This window comes from Sporolactobacillus shoreicorticis (genome assembly GCF_024125445.1).
Classification (GTDB): domain Bacteria; phylum Bacillota; class Bacilli; order Bacillales; family Sporolactobacillaceae; genus Sporolactobacillus; species Sporolactobacillus shoreicorticis.
In genome coordinates this window covers 61,987-78,155 of the sequence record NZ_JAMXWM010000011.1, presented here as the reverse complement: position 1 = coordinate 78,155, position 16,169 = coordinate 61,987, and the positions used below count along the sequence as shown (strand labels likewise).

At 43.7% G+C, this 16,169-nt stretch carries 15 protein-coding genes; 5 read left to right on the top strand and 10 right to left on the bottom strand.

Translation table 11 applies throughout. The features are described 5' to 3' along the window. Positions 1 to 52: 52 nt before the first annotated feature. Positions 53 to 241, bottom strand: coding sequence for a YkzI domain-containing protein (locus NIE88_RS10810; RefSeq protein WP_253062038.1), 189 nt, complete (start codon positions 239 to 241; stop codon positions 53 to 55). A 216-nt stretch (positions 242 to 457) separates the two neighbouring features. Here NIE88_RS10810 and NIE88_RS10805 point away from each other — a divergent pair, with 216 nt between their 5' ends. Continuing rightward, on the top strand, positions 458 to 1,108 hold the full coding sequence (locus NIE88_RS10805; RefSeq protein ID WP_253062036.1) for a YktB family protein: 651 nt from the start codon (positions 458 to 460) through the stop codon (positions 1,106 to 1,108). Positions 1,109 to 1,178: 70 nt separating this feature from the next. Here the strand turns inward: NIE88_RS10805 and lpdA are convergent, their stop codons facing one another. From lpdA to pdhA, 4 genes are all read right to left on the bottom strand, one after another. Then, a complete protein-coding gene (lpdA, locus tag NIE88_RS10800) occupies positions 1,179 to 2,588 on the bottom strand; it encodes a dihydrolipoyl dehydrogenase (RefSeq protein ID WP_253062034.1) in 1,410 nt (469 codons plus the stop codon). Positions 2,589 to 2,590: 2 nt separating this feature from the next. Then, positions 2,591 to 3,877, bottom strand: coding sequence for a dihydrolipoamide acetyltransferase family protein (locus NIE88_RS10795; protein WP_253062032.1), 1,287 nt, complete (start codon positions 3,875 to 3,877; stop codon positions 2,591 to 2,593). A gap of 135 nt (positions 3,878 to 4,012) precedes the next feature. Beyond that, entirely contained in the window at positions 4,013 to 4,990 is a 978-nt protein-coding gene (locus tag NIE88_RS10790; protein WP_253062030.1) for an alpha-ketoacid dehydrogenase subunit beta, read from the bottom strand. Beyond that, complete coding sequence (gene pdhA, locus NIE88_RS10785; protein WP_290446425.1) at positions 4,987 to 6,078, bottom strand: pyruvate dehydrogenase (acetyl-transferring) E1 component subunit alpha; 1,092 nt, start codon at positions 6,076 to 6,078, stop codon at positions 4,987 to 4,989. Before pdhA ends, NIE88_RS10790 begins: the two co-directional genes overlap by 4 nt. Before the next feature lie 397 nt (positions 6,079 to 6,475). Between pdhA and def the strand changes: the two genes are divergently transcribed. Further along, positions 6,476 to 7,033 (top strand): peptide deformylase, encoded by a 558-nt coding sequence (gene def / locus NIE88_RS10780; protein WP_253062028.1) that lies wholly within the window; start codon positions 6,476 to 6,478, stop codon positions 7,031 to 7,033. 56 nt (positions 7,034 to 7,089) lie between these two features. Here the strand turns inward: def and NIE88_RS10775 are convergent, their stop codons facing one another. Then, positions 7,090 to 7,878 carry a Cof-type HAD-IIB family hydrolase gene (locus NIE88_RS10775; RefSeq protein WP_253062026.1) on the bottom strand — a complete coding sequence of 263 codons (789 nt, stop codon included), beginning with the start codon at positions 7,876 to 7,878 and terminating at the stop codon, positions 7,090 to 7,092. Between the two features lie 270 nt (positions 7,879 to 8,148). Here NIE88_RS10775 and NIE88_RS10770 point away from each other — a divergent pair, with 270 nt between their 5' ends. Together NIE88_RS10770 and rnjA are read left to right on the top strand one after the other, a co-directional pair. Then, positions 8,149 to 8,358 carry a DNA-dependent RNA polymerase subunit epsilon gene (locus NIE88_RS10770; protein WP_253062024.1) on the top strand — a complete coding sequence of 70 codons (210 nt, stop codon included), beginning with the start codon at positions 8,149 to 8,151 and terminating at the stop codon, positions 8,356 to 8,358. A gap of 4 nt (positions 8,359 to 8,362) precedes the next feature. Beyond that, positions 8,363 to 10,069 carry a ribonuclease J1 gene (rnjA, locus tag NIE88_RS10765; RefSeq protein ID WP_253062022.1) on the top strand — a complete coding sequence of 569 codons (1,707 nt, stop codon included), beginning with the start codon at positions 8,363 to 8,365 and terminating at the stop codon, positions 10,067 to 10,069. A gap of 110 nt (positions 10,070 to 10,179) precedes the next feature. Here the strand turns inward: rnjA and NIE88_RS10760 are convergent, their stop codons facing one another. Then, a complete protein-coding gene (locus tag NIE88_RS10760) occupies positions 10,180 to 10,695 on the bottom strand; it encodes a GNAT family N-acetyltransferase (RefSeq protein WP_253062020.1) in 516 nt (171 codons plus the stop codon). 235 nt (positions 10,696 to 10,930) lie between these two features. Continuing rightward, the gene (locus NIE88_RS10755) at positions 10,931 to 11,944 is read right to left on the bottom strand and encodes a cytochrome d ubiquinol oxidase subunit II (protein WP_253062018.1); all 1,014 of its coding nucleotides are present in this window, start codon (positions 11,942 to 11,944) and stop codon (positions 10,931 to 10,933) included. 1 nt (position 11,945) lies between these two features. On the opposite strand from NIE88_RS10755, the gene NIE88_RS10750 reads away from it, so the two are divergent. Then, positions 11,946 to 12,200, top strand: coding sequence for a hypothetical protein (locus tag NIE88_RS10750; RefSeq protein ID WP_253062016.1), 255 nt, complete (start codon positions 11,946 to 11,948; stop codon positions 12,198 to 12,200). Between the two features lie 56 nt (positions 12,201 to 12,256). Here the strand turns inward: NIE88_RS10750 and NIE88_RS10745 are convergent, their stop codons facing one another. Both NIE88_RS10745 and NIE88_RS10740 read right to left on the bottom strand, forming a co-directional pair. Beyond that, a complete protein-coding gene (locus tag NIE88_RS10745) occupies positions 12,257 to 14,071 on the bottom strand; it encodes an ABC transporter ATP-binding protein (RefSeq protein WP_253062014.1) in 1,815 nt (604 codons plus the stop codon). Next, the gene (locus tag NIE88_RS10740; RefSeq protein WP_253062012.1) at positions 14,068 to 15,837 is read right to left on the bottom strand and encodes an ABC transporter ATP-binding protein; all 1,770 of its coding nucleotides are present in this window, start codon (positions 15,835 to 15,837) and stop codon (positions 14,068 to 14,070) included. The genes NIE88_RS10745 and NIE88_RS10740 overlap by 4 nt, the downstream gene beginning before the upstream one ends. Positions 15,838 to 16,169 lie beyond the last annotated feature (332 nt).

Sequence of the window (16,169 nt, the reverse complement as noted above, 5' to 3'; positions counted from 1 at the left end):
TCACGCTGAACGCGCTCATTATTAGGAGCAAAAAATACAAATCTCTCTTTAATTATATTTCGAGAAGCAGCATTTCCCGGCGAAGAACTTCGAGCTTTTGTTTGCATTGATGGATTGTTTTGTCATCCTTTTTGATTAATGCTTTATGCAGTAAGGTCAGTTCCTGATCGATTGCATGACGCACTTGAGGAATTCTTCGTTCCGCATCCTTCCTGCTCAGAGTCTGACTGATCTGTTTCATGGCGGATGCCACATCCCTTCAGTTTTAGTTCAAAAAGAGGGTTCTTTGTTTCCATTCTTTTTAGCTGAACGATTGATGTTGTTTCTTTAGTTTATGCTGAAAGAGCGTGCGTATTGCCATAAAAATCACTGTTCTTGAAAAGTGACAAACCCATTTTTGCTTACAAGACTGTGGTACACTATGATAAAGAAATCAACCGTATAAGGAGTGGACACAATGTCACAAAGCGGCTTTACAAAACATGATTTTGATCTAATGAAACTGCCCGGTTTGGAAAACAGAATGCACGCAATTCGTGAGCATGTGCAGCCGAAATTCAGCAGGATAGCTGATCAATTGGTCCCGTTTTTGAATAAAAGTGCTGATGCGGAAATGCCATTTTATCCGCATATCGCCCGTCATGCGCGTCGAACGGTCAATCCGCCGGACAGCACATGGCTGGCAATTGCCCAAGACAAGCGCGGCTACAAAAAACATCCTCATTTCCAATTTGGTATTTGGCCGACGCACCTTTTCTTCTGGCTGGCCGTTATTGAGGAATATCCGGATAAAGCTGAGCTTGGAGAAGCGTTGCTCGCTCGGATTCGGGAACTCGTAAAACAGACGCCCGCCGATTATGCCTGGTCTGCAGATCATATGAAAGATGAATACCGCTTTCATCATGACCTGAATGAAGAAGAACTGAGTCAACTGTTTCTTCGCTTAAAAACGTTTAAAAAGGCTGAACTGCTCTGCGGTGTAGTCATCCCGAAAAATGAAGCGATAGCGAAAAGTGCAGACGAACTGACCGCTTATTTAAAAGAACAAGTTGCCATTTTACTGCCACTTTACATGCTCGCACGCGCATGCTCCGGAGTATCTGTTTGATCATCTGTTAATAATGTACAAAACGGCCTGAGTACCCCGATGGAACTCAGGCCGTTAACTGTCTCCGCTCTTATTTTGCAATATGAATTGGATGACCGAGGACCACATCCGCCGCTTCCATTGCAATCTCGCCTAATGTCGGATGTGCATGGATCGTTAGTGCGATATCCTCAACCGTCATTCCTGATTCAATCGCCAAACCGAATTCTGCGATCATATCGCTGGCACTGGTTCCGACAATCTGAGCACCAAGCACGAGCCCGTCTGAGGCACGGGAAACGATCTTCAAGAAACCGTCCGATTCGCCGAGCGAGAGTGCGCGCCCATTTGCGGCAAAAGGGAACTGGCCGGATTTTACTTCATAACCTTCTTTGACAGCCTCCTCCTCAGATAATCCGACAGAGGCAATTTCCGGATCAGAGAAAACGACGGCCGGCATCGCGCGATAATCAACTTCAGATGCTTCTCCGCTTATCGCTTCAGCAGCAATTTTCCCCTCGTAAGACGCTTTATGAGCAAGTGCTAACCCCGCTACGATATCGCCGATCGCATAAATTTTTTCGTTCGTCGTCTTGCCTTGTTTGTCAACCTTGATTAACCCGCGTTCCGCTAATTCAACGCCCGCCAAGTCCAGACCAAGATCCTTTGTGTTTGAGCGGCGCCCGACGGTCACCATCACATAATCCGCATCAAAAACTTGTGCTTTGCCCTTCACTTCAGCAGTCACCGAAACACCGTTTGCCGATTCATCTACGCCTTTGGCAAGTGCATTGGTGTAAACGGTCACTCCTTTTTGCTTCAGTTTCTTCTTTACAGGAGCGATCAAACGTTTTTCAAACGCAGGAAGAATGGATGGCGTTCCCTCAAGAATAACAACTTCGGTACCGAATCCCGCAAATGCCGAACTCAATTCAATCCCAATATAACCGCCGCCGATAACGACCATTTTTTTAGGAATTTCTTTTAAAGCAAGTGCTCCGGTCGATGAAAGCACGCGATCACTCCATTTAAAACCAGGTATTTCGATCGCACTTGAGCCCGTCGCAATAATGCAGTGATTAAACTTATAGCGTGCCGACTCATAGCCATGGTTCACACGAACCACGTCCGTATCAACGAACAAAGCCTCGCCTTCGACAAGTTCAATCCCGTGCGCCTTAAAAAGTCCTTTCACACCGCCGGTCAACCGCTCCACAACCGAACCTTTCCACTCCTGTACTTTAAGAAAATCAATTGTTACGTTTTCCGCCTTGATGCCATAAGCTTCAGAATGATTCATTTGTTCAAAACGGTGGCTCGCTGATATCAGTGCCTTTGAAGGGATGCAGCCGACATTCAGGCAGACACCCCCAACATGCTCTTTTTCAATGACAATAACTTTTTGTCCCAATTGAGCAGCGCGAATAGCCGCGACATAACCGCCCGGACCTGCCCCAATGACAACCGTATCTACTTCTGTGGTAAATTCCCCTACTACCATATCTACCCCTCCAAAATAAGGCGTTGCGGATCGACTAACAGCCTCTTTATTTTGTTCATTGCCCTCTGAGCAGTCGCGCCATCAATGAGACGGTGATCAAAGCTCATAGACAGAGCAAGCATAGGTGCGGCAACAATCTCTCCATCGCGTACGATGGCTTTGTCAGAAATTCTTCCGACCCCAAGAATAGCGGATTCGGGCTGATTAATCACAGGAGTGAACCATTGGCCGCCTTCTGAGCCAATATTTGAAATTGTACACGTTCCGCCGTTCATATCCTCAGAAGTCAAATTACCGTTACGCGCTTTTTCCGCAAACTGCTGAATTTCAGTTGCGATCACGTACATCGATTTTGATTCGGCATGCTTGATCACCGGGACAACCAGTCCCGCATCTGTATTCGTTGCAATACCGATATGATAATAATGCTTATAGATAATTTTCTGATTCTCTTCATCAAGCGAGGCATTCAACACCGGAAACTCCTTCAGTGCCGAAACAAGCGCCTTTACAATATACGGCAGATAAGTCAGTTTTACGCCAAGGGCCTGCGCCTCTTCTTTAAATTGTTTTCGATGCGCCACAAGCTTTGTTGCCTCAACATCGTCCATAATTGTAACATGCGGCGCATTCTGCATCGAACGTGCAGTCGCTCGTGCGATTGCCCTTCTGATTCCGGCAAACCGCTCACGGGTCTCAAAGGCATTCTCTTGACTAGCAGCCACATTTTGATTTTCCTCACTGTTCCTGTCAATCGATTTCTTTTCAGGTGATTGGATCTTCTCCTGTTTTTCCTCAGGAGCAGTAAGAAATTGATCGACATCTTCTTTTAGTACCCGCCCATTTCGACCACTGCCCTTTATTTGATTCAGGTCAGCACCTTTGTCTCTGGCGTATTTTCGAACGGACGGCATGGCAATGACCCGATTGCTGCCATTCGGGTTTCCAGAATTTTTGGTCTTTGTTTCGTTTGGTTCAATTTCTGCGGCGGCAAACCGTACATCTTCTTCTTCGGGTGCAGCACTTTCTTGGCTGGCTTCAACATCTGCATCGTCCGATTGCAGGGTAACAACGACTGTTCCCACCTCAACAATTTGGCCTTCCTCAGCGTTTAATGCCAGAACTGTTCCATTTACCGGAGAGGGGATCTCGACAACCGCCTTGTCATTTTGAACCTCCGCCAAGGGATCATCCTCATGGACAGTGTCCCCCGGTTTTACAAACCATCTAAGAATTTCTCCTTCGTGGATTCCTTCACCGATATCCGGTAATTTAAATAAGTAGGCCAACGGTGTTCACCCTCCTTTCACTTTCTCAAAAAATTTACGCGCATCATTCTCTTTTTTTAAAAAGTTCAACTTCACCATTCATTGTGTGAGACATTCGTGCGGAACAAAATTGCGAACACAAAATTTTTCTATTTATTAAAAATTCAGTGTTTCTTTCACTTGATCAATAATATCCCTTTCATTAGGCAGCCAGACATCCTCAGCTGCAGCGAAAGGAAAAACGGAATCGGGAGCAGCCACTCTACCTACAGGTGCGTCAAGATGAAGCAGAACCCGATCATTTATTTCCGCAATCACTTGGGCACTGATACCCGCCTGTTTTTGGGCTTCTTGAACAACAACTGCCCGATTTGTTTTTTTTATTGAATCCGCAATTGTCTCCGTATCCAGCGGACTGATTGTCCGAAGGTCGATGAGTTCACATTCGATACCTTCTTTGCTTAGTTGCTCAGCTGCCTTGAGTGCGGTACGCACCATTGCCCCATACGTAATAATTGATACATCTTTTCCTTCACGAACAATGTTGGCTTTACCGATTTCAACTGTGTAAGCTTCTTCAGGTACTTCTTCTCTGAACGAACGATAAAGCTTCATATGTTCTAAGAAGATAACCGGATCGTTGTCGCGAATAGCAGCAATCAGCAAGCCCTTGGCATCATAAGGATTCGACGGAATAACAACCTTGAGCCCAGGGCATTGCGCGAAAAGGCCTTCCAAATTATCCGCATGCAGTTCTGGAGTCCTCACTCCGCCTCCAAAGGGCGAACGAATCGTGACCGGTGCATGATAGTTGCCCCCGGAACGATAGCGCAGACGTGCGAGCTGCGACGCAACACTGTCCATTGCCTCGAACACAAATCCGAAGAATTGGATCTCCATGACCGGTCGGTAATTCTGCAGTGCGAGCCCCAATGCGAGCCCGCCGATACCGGATTCGGCCAAGGGAGTGTCAAATACACGTTCCTCGCCAAATTCATCATAAAGACCCTCCGTTGCTCGAAAAACACCGCCGTTTTTCGCCACATCTTCACCAAATACAAGCACATTTTCATCATTGCGAAGCTCCGTTCGCATCGCGTCGGTAATCGCTTGGATCATCGTCATTTGTGTCATCGCTGATCCCCCTCCCGCGCGCCGTACTTCTCAATCTGTTCTTGAACATTTTGCGTTGGTTTTTCAAACATATTGCCAAGTAAATCAGTAACTTTTTGCTTCGGAACTCCGTCCGCCTGTTTCAGAGCTTTTGCCACATCGTCTTTTGCCTGCGCCGACGCTTGTTCTTCATCTTCGCGCGACCAAATCCCCTGCTTCTCAAGATAAAGACGAAAACGGATAAGCGGATCACGCTTCTCCCATTCATTGGTCAATTCATCTGTACGATAACGTGTCGGGTCATCGCCGGCCATCGTATGCGGTCCGTAACGATAGGTGAGTGTTTCAATTAATGTCGGTCCATTGCCGGCCAATGCATGATCACGCGCCTCTTTTGCCGCCGCATAGACAGCAAGCGGATCCAATCCGTCAGCTTGAATACCTCTGATTCCGGCAGCGACCGCTTTTTGTGCCAATGTCTGTGCCGCTGTCTGTTTTTCAACCGGCACAGATATAGCGAATCGATTGTTTTGACAAATAAATACAGCTGGTGCCTTGTAGACACCGGCGAAATTCATCGCTTCGTAAAAATCACCTTGCGACGTTGCTCCGTCGCCAAAGTAACAAAATGCAATTTGTGATTTTCTGCGTTTCTTCAGGCCAAGTGCGATTCCGGTTGTTTGTGTCGCCTGAGCTCCAATAATGATTTGCGGCATAACCGCATTAAGCTCCACGGGATATTTTCCGCCTTCAAAGTGTCCTCTTGAATAAAGAAACGCTTTATAAAGTGGAAGTCCGTGCCAGACAAGCTGTGGAATATCACGATAAGAAGGAAGGAGCCAATCTCCCTTGTCCATTGCAAATTCACTGGCTACCATTGATGCTTCTTGACCGGATACAGGCGCATAAAACCCCAGTCTTCCTTGCCTATTCAATGAAAGTGCACGCTGATCCCAGATTCTCGTATAGACCATGCGCCGCATTAATTCCCTCAATTGATCATTTGTCATTTCGGGCTTTTTTTGCTGATCTACGATATGCCCTTGCTCGTCAAGAATACGTAACGTCGAAAAAAAGTCTTCAATCTTTCCAGAATAATTCACAGGCAAGTCTCTCACCTCTTCCCATCAGTATGCGTGTTTTTTGTCATCCCAATCAATGAGACATATATCACTTAAGCGCTTTCAGAGACGGAGATTTCTTAACATATATTCCGCTCCGATGCCCCCTTTCAATTCGCCTTCATTCATGAACACTGAAATGGTCTGCAAGTGGTTGCGCAAATATGTGTAAGATCCCATCTGCTCTTCACTGATTTCAGTTTATAATACGTCATTCAATGAAGTCAAACGTAACGGTTTAACCGTCAATTTATGTTCTCGCTGAAATCAAAGCACATTTCAAACAAGAGAGTAAACATTAGGAATTATTAATGATACACTAGTAACAGATTAGAAATAAAGCGAACCGATACTTTCGGTCGCGGCTGAAGGAGTGACTTAGTTCATGATTACAATGAATGATATAATCCGGGAAGGCAATCCGATTCTGAGACAAGTCGCCAAAGAAGTTCCTCTCCCGGCAACAGATGAAGAAAAAAACACATTGAGACAAATGTTGGAATTTCTGAAAAACAGTCAGGATGAAAAAGCAGCTAAAAAATACGGACTGCGCGCGGGAATCGGGCTGGCTGCCCCACAGATCGCTCTTAGCAAACGGATGATTGCACTGTACTTAGATGATGAAAATGGCAAACATTATGAATACACGCTCTTTAATCCGAAAGTCATCAGTCATTCAATCGAAAACACTTATCTGGAGGGCGGCGAAGGGTGCTTGTCTGTTGATCGCGAAGTTCCGGGCTTTGTACCGCGTCATGCTCGGGTTAAAGTTAAGGCATTTGATATCGATGACAAACCGGTTACGCTTCGTCTCAAGGGATATCCTGCAATTGCAATCCAGCATGAAATCGATCATTTGGACGGTATCCTCTTCTATGATCGAATCAATAAAGAAGACCCATTTAAGATTCCAGATCACGTCATGGAAAAAGATATTTATTAAATAATTGGCAGGCAAAGAGGATCGCAAAATGCGATCCTCTTTGCCTGCCAATTGAATTACAACAGACCTACCTGTTTTAATCCGTTATAAATCCCATCTTGATGAACCGAAGTGGTAACAAGGTCCGCTGATTTTTTTGCTTCATCAACTGCATTGCCCATCGCAATGCCGGTTCCTACATAAGAAAGCATCTCAATATCATTATTTCCGTCGCCAAAAGCACACGCCTCGTCTGGTGTCAGGTTCAGCTGCTTTAGCAGCTGTTTAATTCCCTCCGCCTTCGATCCGTATCTTGGGATTACATCAACACCGTATTTATGCCAGCGTACGTAACGAAAACGATTAAACGGTTCATTCCGGAGAAAGCCAGCTTCGTCATGATCCGAGTAGAAAAGCAGTCCCTGATACACTTCGTGATTTTCAAAAAAATGAGGATCGCTTTCAGGAAAAGAAACGGGGAGTTTCAAACTCTCAATACTCGCTCTTGCCTTGTCATCAGGTTCGCCATCCATTTTCAGAGACTTATCTGTTACAAAAGCAAGCGACCAGCCAATTTCTCTAGTCTGTGACACCAGTGTACCCAAAGTATCGGCAGCTAATGGATTCGTGTAAACCGGCTTGTCATTATGAACGACGTACGAACCATTAATACTGACAAATGAGTGAATGTCTAATTGACTGCGCAATGCGCGGAACATGAACGGAGAACGACCGGTTGCAATCGCAGTGATTACACCTTGCTCCTGTAATTTCTTGATCGCTTCCGCTGTTGAATCCGGAACCAATTTATTCTGATCGTACAAAGTATCGTCAATATCAAAAAAAACAATTTTAGGCTTCGTCAAACGTATAATCCTCCTTCTGTTGAATACGACAATCAAGCCCATCCAACACATATAATGCGTTAAAATCTATTTCTTCTCCCATTATATCAGTTCCAAAGATTTTTTTTGTTGATTCAGTATGTTTTTTTACTGCTTGTCAAAGCTAATTCTAAACGGGAAAATGACAATCGAATCTTCTGAATTCATGCGGAAACAGAGCTAGACAGTGAAAAAGATCAACATTTCATATATAATGATTTGTAGAACATTTTTTTGGAAGGAGCATGAACCATGATTTATAAAGTATTGTATCAACAATCGAAAGATGAGGTCCCGGTACGCGAGCAAACGGAGACACTCTATCTTGAAGCAAGCGACGTTCGCGACGTTCGCAAAAAAATGGCAGACAAACCGTATAACGTAGAATTTATTCAACCTCTTACAGGTAAATTTCTCGAATATGAAAAAACGTCTGCTGAATTTAAACTGGAGAAGCTGTAATCCTATGAAATTTGTTAAGAACCATCAAACTGCCGTATTCTCTCTTGGCGGACTGGGAGAAATCGGCAAGAATACCTATGCTGTTCAATTTCAGGATGAGATCATCGTTATTGATGCCGGCATCAAGTTCCCTGAAGATGAACTGCTTGGTATTGATTATGTGATTCCTGATTACAGTTATTTGGTGAAGAACGCAGATAAAATTAAAGGATTATTTATCACACATGGTCACGAAGACCATATTGGCGGCGTTCCTTATTTGCTGCGTGCGGTTAACGTACCGATCTATGCCGGGAAACTTGCGGCAGGGTTAATTCGAAATAAACTGGATGAACATAATCTTCTGCGTCAAACTGTGATTCACGAAATCACGGAAGACGATATCATCAAGTTTCAAAAGACATCAGTCAGTTTCTTTCGAACGACCCACAGTATTCCCGATTCCTACGGCGTTGTTGTTAAAACACCTCAAGGTAATATTGTTGAAACCGGAGATTTTAAATTTGATTTCACTCCGGTTGGCGGACAAATTGCCAATTTGACGAAAATGGCTGAAATCGGCAAAGAAGGTGTGCTCTGTCTCATGTCTGACAGTACAAACGCCGAAGTGCCCGGATTCACCATGACTGAACGGGAAGTCGGCGAAAACATTAAAGATATTTTCCGTAAAGTAACCGGACGAATTATATTCGCTACTTTTGCATCCAATATCCATCGGCTTCAACAAGTGGTCGATGCTGCGGTTGCTACGGGACGCAAAATCGCCGTGTTTGGCCGCAGCATGGAAGCCGCAATAACAATCGGCGAAGAGCTCGGCTATGTTCAAGCCCCAAAGGATACATTTATTGAACACCAGCAAATCAATCATTTACCTGATCAGGAAGTCACTATTTTGTGTACCGGGAGTCAAGGCGAGCCGATGGCTGCTTTGTCTCGAATCGCGAACGGTACGCATCGCCAGATTCAAGTCCAGCCGGGCGATACGGTGATCTTCTCCTCTTCTCCGATTCCCGGGAACAAGGTCGGCATTAATCGTACCATCAACCAGCTTTACAGAGCAGGCGCTGAAGTCATTCATGGAAAATTGAGCAACATTCATACCTCTGGGCATGGCGGTCAAGAAGAAGAAAAGCTCATGCTCCGTTTGCTTAAGCCAAAATTTTTCATGCCGATTCACGGCGAATACCGAATGCTGAAAAAACATGTTGAGACTGCGCATGCTTGCGGCATTCCCTATGATCATTCATTTATTATGAATATCGGCGATGTGCTCGCACTTGACCAAAACTCAGCAAAAGTCACTGGAAAAATAACATCCGGATCCGTTTATATCGACGGCAGCGGAATTGGTGACATCGGTAATATCGTCCTGAGGGATCGTAAAGTTCTCTCGGAGGAAGGGTTGGTCATTGTTGTTGTCAGTGCCGATATTGAGGCACATAAAATATTGGCAGGTCCGGACATTATTTCTCGAGGATTCGTTTATATGCGCGAATCCGGCGACCTGATCAATGAAGCGCAAAGTTTGCTTGCTTCTCGTTTGCAGGAAGTTATTCAAAGAAATCCTTTGCAGTGGTCGGAAATAAAAGGCGAAGTTACCGATTGTTTAGCCCCGTTTCTTTACGAACGAACACGCCGCAGGCCGATGATTCTTCCAATCATTATGGAAGTTGATGAAAAGGCAAATAAACAAGTTGAAAACAGCAAATAAATTCAAATAAAGCACAGCAGACCCTTATCAGGCTGCTGTGCTTTATTTGAATTTACGATTTAGTAAGAAAATCAATAGATTCGGCTTTCCTGCTCATTCCAGTTGTTTTATTATCTCTTTACTGAAAATAAATAATGTGGTATATCTAGCCCATGGTAATGCTGTATGAAGCTAGTTTTGATTATCATGCCGTTTCTAATCGCTAAATTCATTGAAGCAATATTTGTATCTCTGACAATGGAAACAACTTCTTCTTTGTTCAGTTTTTCAAAGGCATAGCGTTTGCAAGCTTTTGCAGCTTCTATCCCGTAACCTCTATGCCAATGCTTCTTAACAAGATGGTAGCCAATTTCCAAATATGATTTGCCTTCAATGGTTTGATTAGTAAGCCCGCATTCACCAATAACTTCGCCTGTATCACAGAGTTCAATAGCCCACAAGCCGTATCCGCTTTCCTGATACGACTTCATATTCCAATCAAGCCATTCTTGAACTTCTTCATCTGAAAAAATGTGGTCATAAGCATACATCACTTCCATGTCTTGCAAGAAATGATTAAGATGATCAATATCGTCAAATCTCCAAGTACGTAATCGAAGCCGTTCAGTTTCAAGAATATAGTTCATGCAATTTTCACCTTTTCATTCTCAAGGAGTCGTTCGTGTCTGTTCTCTTGCTCCTTTTTACGATTCAGATTTTATCCTGATCTCATCGCACTGTCAGATAAAGTTATACTTTTAACCATCCCCTAAGAACTGTAAAACATCATGAAAGATTGGTTTGATCTCAAGAATGGTGCTGCGATAGCTTTCAACATATCTAATAACTGCGGTTGCTATTATTCATCCCTGTTTCTGGCTATTATTTATCCTTTTGAATGGTAAGATCACGAAACACTCGTTTCTCTCTCCATGCTAAAATACTCATGAGCGCGCTTATCGCAACCAGCAGTTCAATGAGAAAAAACCAAGGTGATTGTGCCCATGCGGCAAGACGATGATCAATCATAATATCCGGATAGATCAGATAGGGAAAGTGAGAAACTGTGTAGCCAAACAATGCAAAAAAATACTGAAGCATGACAAGTATAAAAATCCACTGATACTTCTTCAGGAACACAAGGGTCACGGCAATAAGCAGACTGATAAGCGAAAGCATGAATGTCCATGAATGGTCTAACGTGCGCAAAAAGTGTTCAGGATTCTGCATCTCAAGACCAAGAAAAACTAATCCGCTGGTAAAAACCATAGGCATACTTAAAAAAAGCGCCTTATTTCTAAAATGTGCGACTAATTCATGATCCTCAATTTTCGAAGCGAAGAGAACCATGTACATTGCGCTTATATAAAAAATACTGGTGAACGCAACAAGCATGACCGACCAAAAATAGAAATTGGAGAACAGACGTATGACAAATGGAAACAGCGCGCTTGTACCAACATCTGAAAAACCGCCTTCACTAATCACCAATGCAATACTCAGAACCGCAGGAATTAAGATACCGGTTATGCCATTACCAGCTAAAAAAACACCCCGCACTTTATCCTCTTTTGGCAACAGTTCGGTCAAAGCAAAGAATGTTCCCTTGATCACGGTTAAAAAGATAGCAAGTACTCCACAGAATACGAGCGGTGTCTGGAAATTGAGAATCATCTCCGGAGATAAGCCGATAATTGCTGTAAAAATTAAAACGAAGCCTATATTCATTAATTCCGAGATCGGCGACAGCCAACATTGAAGCGGCGCATAGAGACGGTCCAAGCGTTTAACAGTCTGCCCGTAAAATAAATAGAATCCCGTGCCAAAGTCAATGGATGCCGCAATCATATATCCATAAACGACTACCCACAGCACAACCAGGATCAATTGTTGCATCATGATCCTCCCTCTCCAGTCCGCAGATCAACAAGTCTTCGGACACCTGCCTTTTCATTATACCAAAGAATTGACAATCATCATCAATGGTGAACTTTTCCCAACAGGGTTGCTTTTTATTCAGCAGCCTGATGCCCAAAATAGTAACAAAAAGGAGAATCGTCGAAGCGGTCATGTATACGGACTGTACATCAGTCATTCGGTTGGATCAAGATCCCGGCCTGCGGTCAGATACACTGTGCTGATCGGTTTTTAAGAAAAAAATAAACAGGGAAACGTATCGCTACGCGTCCACTGCTTGCTCTTTTTTAATTAAGAAACTCCATCCAGTGCATTATACTGGCTGAGTACCAAATCGAAGTATCTGCCTTTAAGGTTCATAAGCTCTTGATGATTGCCCTTCTCCATAATGTCACCTTCATTAAGAACAACAATTTGATCCGAATCACGAATTGTGGACAATCGATGTGCAATAATAATGGAGGTCCTTCCCTCAAGCAATTGCTTGAGAGCTGTTTGAATAACAGCCTCTGTTTCCGTATCGATACTTGCTGTTGCCTCATCGAGAATGAGAATTTTCGGATTTGAGAGCAGCGCGCGTGCGAATGAAAGCAGTTGACGCTCTCCAACTGAAAGAATATTTCCTCGTTCCTCGACCTCTGTCAGATACCCATCAGGCAATCTCTGAATGAAAGCATCCGCGCCAATTGCTTTTGCTGCTTGTATGACTTCCCCGTCAGAGGCATCCGGCTTGCCGAAACGAATATTGTCCATAATCGTTCCAGAGAACACATAGGTTTCCTGAATGACCGTTCCGACACTTGCACGCAGTTCGCGCAAATCAATGTTGCGCACATCGACACCATCAAAACACACGTGACCAGCTGTCACATCATAGAAACGGCTAATTAAATTCGCAATTGTTGTTTTACCCGAACCGGTATGCCCGACCAGTGCCCACGTCTCTCCCGCCGGAATATGAAACGTAATCCCCTTAAGTGCTTTTCTCGATGCATCATAACTGAATTCTACCCCATCAAAATCAATCGTTCCACGGATGTTTTTCATGCTTACACCATTTTTTTTATTGGGTACACTTGGCTGTTCATCAAGAAATTCAAAAATTCGCTCTGAGGAAGCCATTGCAACAAGCAGCTGATTATACACCTGCCCCAGCCGTGAAATTGGTCCCCAGAACATACCAAGATAAAACGAGAAAGAAACAAACGTACCCATTTCTATTGAGTTCCGGTGAATAAGAAATACACCGAACCAGATCAGAATAGCCGATCCCACTGCATTGGACAAATCAACAAAAGGTCGGAACATCGCATTTTTTTTGGATGCCTCCTGCCATGCCAAAAAGTTCTCCGTATTCACACCGTTGAAATATGCCCGATTTTCTCTTTCCTGTGTAAATGATTGTGTCACGCGTATTCCCTGAATGCTCTCATTCAAATGAGAGTTCAGCTTCGACATTTTCATGCGGACCTTTTGCCATGAACGCCGAATGCTGCGCCGCAGCTTCGTTGAGATGAAGAAAATCAGCGGAATAACAAGTAATACCGCAACTGCCAGCGGTGGGCTGAGTACAAAAAGGATCACAAAGATGCCAATCAAAGTAACTACATCCATCAATGTGTTAATGACGCCGTTCGTGAATAAATCCTGCATTGAATTCACGTCATTAATGACCCGGACAAGAATTGAACCAGCAGACCTTGAATCAAAAAAGCGATGGGAAAGATATTGAATATGATTAAATAAACGTTCACGCAAATCATGAATCACAAACTGGCCAAGCTGATTTGTGGTGCGAATCCGGTACCAGTTGCTTACAAATGACAGTCCATAGAGCAGAGCGGTAAGCGCGACCAGCCAATAAAGCAAGCTGTAGTTTTTTCCACTGATCGCCCGGTCAAATGCGTAAACACCAATGATAATCGGAATAATCAGTCGAACGGCTGTTGATACAGCCATAGCTACAATTGCTTTAGGAATCAGTGTTTTCAAATAAGGCCGTAAATAATTTAATAGGCGAAGCAGCTGCTTCCAGTTAAACGGTTTTTCAATGACTCGGTCTTCCGGATAAAAGAATCGCTCTTTTTTTGTTCCGCTCTTCATCATCGGCTCCTCCCTTCATGGACGATTTGTTGTTTCACAAGATCACGATCCTTGTACTGAATATCATAAATCCGTCGATAAATTCCGCCTTGCCGCACTAATTCATTATGCGTGCCGCGTTCTTTAATTCGACCATGATCAAGTACGAGAATTTGATCTGCCATCTGAAGCGAAGAAATACGATGAGCAATAATAAACGTTGTTCGCCCTTTCATCAACTCTTTGAACGCCTTTTGAATCAATCCTTCCGTTCGCATATCGACAGCACTTGTCGCATCATCAAGAATCAAAATACTTGGATTGACAAGAAGCGCGCGGGCAATAGAGATTCGCTGCTTTTGACCGCCGGAAAGTCCCATCCCTCTTTCGCCCAGCACGGTGTCATAACCGTTTGGAAGACTTTGTATAAACTCGTCCGCCTCAGCGCGCTTTGCTGCTTTGATGACCTCATCTAACGCCGCCTCTGGTTTACCATAAGCAATATTGTCGCGAATTGTTGAAGAAAAAAGAAAGTTTTCTTGCAATACGTAGCCAATATTACTTCTAAGGCAATTTAAATCGTACAATTTAACCGGACATTCATCGACCAATACCTCGCCGCAGCTTGCATCATAAAATCTGCCGATTAATTGAGTAATGCTCGTTTTTCCCGATCCCGTTGCTCCCATGAGACCAATGACGTTTCCAGATTTCGCTTCGAAGCATACATGACTGAGCGCTGCTGTTTTTTCATTTGGATAAATCAGCGACACATCACGGAATGCAACATTCCCAGAGAGGCACTCCTTTTGGACAGGGTGATCCGGAGATGTAATATCACTTTGCTCATCAAGAATTTGCAACAGCCGTTCCCCCGAAGCTTTTGACTGGGAGAAGGTATTGATCATAAATCCGAGATTCATCAGCGGATCCATAATGTACCAGACGAGGCTAAAGAAAGCAACCAAGGCGCCGGGATCCAATCTGCCGCTCATGACAAAATAGCCGCCCAGCGCAAGAAGAAGGACCACGCTGATATCGCCGATCAATTCCATGAGTGGAAAGTATTTTGCCCAAATATCTGCTGTTACCAAGTTTCTCGTTCTGTACGTCTTATTGTTTTTGGCGAAACGGCCAATTTCATAGTTTTCTCGGCCGAGTGATTTAATGGTGCTCATTCCGCTGATATTTTCTTGAACACGCGTGTTCATGCTTGCAAGTGAAAGCCTTATTTTCCGAAATGCCGGATGCACACGCTTGTCAAAGCGAAAAACACTGACACAAAGAAACGGCGTCATTGCTAAAGTAACAAGCGCCAATTCCCAAGAATAATAAAACATCAGGACAATACTGAAGCCTACGAGAACAACAAAATTAACCAGCTGTGTAAATCCTGCGGAAAGAAAAAAGCGAAAGCCCTCGACATCAGCAGTCAGACGCGACATCAAATCTCCGGTTTTCGCGTTGTCATAATAATGATAGGGCAGATACTGCAGTTTCTTGTAAAGTGCTTCTCTCAGGCGAAAAACCGAACTGACGCCGAACATATCACCCCAATACTGGCTGAAATAGCTTGATAATCCCTTAACAGCCATGATAAGCACAAATCCTAAAGACAGAATCGGAACAAGTGAAAAATTTTGACGAATCACCGCTTGATCAATCGTAAGCTGCAAGACAATAGGGTAAACAACTGTGATCGCGCTGCTCAACACCAAAAACAGGAGTGATCCGAATAAATAATGCCTGTCAGGCCAATAAAATTGCTGAAGCCTTTTGAAAATCTCCAATGTATCCCTTCCTCCCCTGCCAACCTATGCGAAAAACGCAGGTCAAAAAATATGTATCTTTTGCAATAACGACAATTTTATCAGAATGAGAGTAAACAACAAGTCATCCGCTTTTATTAATAGTCTTTGCGTATCACCTTTATTCTGATCTCTATTATAGCACATATGTTCGTTAACAATAAAAAAAGAAGAAATAAAAAATGAACAAACCACTAATTCATCTCAGCAATCAACGACTGAGATTTCTTAAGCTGTTCTTCATTATAAAAAAACAGAACAACCTAAAATCGATTGTCCTGTTTCTCATAAGCAGCTTTGAGCTGCCCATTTAT